Here is a 1,970-nt window from a genome sequence, read left to right on the forward strand (position 1 = left end):
CGCCGCCCGGCGGAGCGCCGGTGAGGAACGCCTCGTACGCCCCGGCCAGCCGGCAGGCACCCGCGTGGTGGGTGAGCACGCCGTCGATCCGGCGCAGCGCGTCGTACCCGGTGGTGCCGAAGCACGGCCAGTCGGCGGGCAGTCGCTCCTCGCCGGTGAGGATCTTCTCGACCACCGTGTACGTTCCGCCGGTGGCCTCGGCGAGCCGCTCCAGGTAGCCGCGCGGGTCGGCGAGCCCGTCCGGGTGGTCGATCCGGAAGCCGCTGAGCACGCCCTCGCGGTGCAGTCGCAGCAGTACGCGGTGGGTGGCCTCGAACACCTCGGGGTCCTCGACCCGGACCGCGATCAGTTCGTTGATGGTGAAGAACCGCCGGTAGTTCAGCTCGGTGCGGGCCAGCCGCCACCACGCGAGCCGGTACCACTGCCGGGCGAGCAGCTCGGGCAGCGCGAGGTGCCCGGTGCCGGGGCGCAGCGGCAGGACGTGGTCGTGGTAGCGGAGCGTGTCGCCGTCCACGGCGAGCTGGTCGAGGACGGCGCCGAGCCGGTCGCCGAGCAGCGGCAGCAGCACCCGGCCGCGCCCGGGGGCGTCCGGAGGGCCGGGCTGGGCGGTCCAGTCGATGTCGAACCAGCGGGCGTACGGCGAGTCGGGGCCGTCCCGCAGGACCTGCCAGAGCGGCTGGTTGAGGTGTTCGGGGGCGGGCACGGCCATGTGGTTGGGCACCACGTCGGCGATCAGCCGCAGGCCGTGCCGGTGCGCCTCGGCGGCCAGCGCGCGCAGGGCCGGCTCGCCGCCGAGCTGCTCGGCGATCCGGCCGTGGTCGACGGTGTCGTAGCCGTGGGCGGAGCCGGGTACGGGCTCCAGCAGCGGGGAGAGGTGCAGGTGGGAGACGCCGAGGGCGGCCAGGTAGGGGACGGCGGCGGTGGCGTCGCGCAGGGTGAAGCCGGGCTGGAGCTGGAGCCGGTACGAGGCGGTCGGGACGACGCCGGGCACGACGCTCCGCGCGGTGGTCGGGCGGCGGTGGGGATCGAACGACGGGACGGAGGCGGCCGGGCGGGGCTGCGCGGGCTCGGCGGCGTTGGTCATGCCTCCATGCCTACCCGGCGGGGCGCGGGGGCAAGACCCGTTGCTGATCCGAACAGGTGAGCGGTGGGGGCCGGGGCCGGTCAGCGGCCCCGGCGGCGCCACCCCCGGGGCACCGTGAAGTAGCCCGGGTGCTGCGGACCGCCGGCCCCGGAGCGGGAGAGGCGCAGGACCAGGCCGTGCTCGGCGCGGGCGGCCTCCACCAGGCCGGCGGCCGCCGGGTCCCGGGTGTACTGGGAGAACGAGCTGTTGAACATCGTCGCGTTCGGCTCGCGGACCGGCGGTCGGCCCGGCTCGTCCCAGGAGAGGGTCGCTCCCAGGGCGTACAGCGAGGGGGCGTCGCGCGGCGAGCCGTCCGGGTGGCGGCCGTCATGCCGGTAGTACGAGAGCGCGTCGGCGACCGAGCCGCGCGGGTGCGGCCGCCGGGGGTCGTGGTGCAGGCCGGCGCCCCAGTCGGCGACCCCGGCCGCCTCGATCCGGCGCAGCAGCTCCGGGATCTCCAGGGCGGTGGCGAAGTAGGCGGTCGCGGCGAGCTGGCAGATCAGCTCCAGGCGGCGGCCCGGGTCGAGCCCGAGTCCGGGGTGGACCCGGCGGTCGTCCACCTGGGTGACGAGGGGGACCACCCCGTCGACCGCGCCGAGCCGCGCGATCAGGCCCTCGACGACGGCGCGCTCGGCGGCCCGGGCGGCCTCGGCCTCCGGGGTGCGGGTGCGCGCCAGCACCCACCGGTACGGGGGCGGGCGGCGGACCGTCGCGTCCGCGATCCGGCCGGGCAGGGAGAGCAGCGTCCCCACGAGGAACCCGGTCGCGCTCTGATGATCGCCCGCCATGCCGGCCGCCCCCTCGGTCCCCGGTCCTTCCGGGGACCACCGTGACCCGTGCGACGGCC

Annotated in this window: 2 protein-coding genes; both read right to left on the reverse strand. The window is 77.0% G+C overall.

Features of this window, described 5'->3' with window-relative positions:
- Window positions 1-1,084, reverse strand: a 1,084-nt coding sequence (locus ABD308_RS10255; RefSeq protein WP_344331219.1) for an alpha-amylase family glycosyl hydrolase, incomplete at its 3' end; no start/stop codon positions are given.
- Between the two features lie 80 nt (window positions 1,085-1,164).
- Window positions 1,165-1,911 carry a hypothetical protein gene (locus ABD308_RS10260; protein ID WP_344331222.1) on the reverse strand — a complete coding sequence of 249 codons (747 nt, stop codon included), beginning with the start codon at window positions 1,909-1,911 and terminating at the stop codon, window positions 1,165-1,167.
- Between the last annotated feature and the right edge of the window lie 59 nt (window positions 1,912-1,970).

The sequence above is a fragment of the Kitasatospora putterlickiae genome, assembly GCF_039527695.1.
GTDB lineage: Bacteria > Actinomycetota > Actinomycetes > Streptomycetales > Streptomycetaceae > Kitasatospora > Kitasatospora putterlickiae.